The 235-nt window shown below is 75.3% G+C and carries 1 pseudogene; it reads left to right on the forward strand.

Annotation, left to right across the window (positions count from 1 at the left end):
- Positions 1–235: pseudogene (locus tag AB1L88_RS27005) on the forward strand (CRTAC1 family protein); the annotation flags it as partial.

Consider the following 235-nt stretch of genomic DNA (forward strand, 5'->3'; position numbering starts at 1 on the left):
CGATCGGCCCGTATTTCTCCCGGGCGGTCGTCGGTCGGGGGGTGGCCGGCGGCGACCTCGACCACGACGGCCGGGTCGACCTGGTCGTCGTGCACCGCGACGCCCCGGCGAGCCTGCTGCGCAACGTCACGCCCGATCCCGGCCACTGGCTCGGCGTGAGGCTCATCGGCTCGGCCTCGGCCCCTTTGCCGGTCGGCGCCCGGGTCGTTTGCCGGGTCGGCGATCGGTCGCTGAG

Source organism: Tautonia sp. JC769 (assembly GCF_040717455.1).
GTDB lineage: Bacteria > Planctomycetota > Planctomycetia > Isosphaerales > Isosphaeraceae > Tautonia.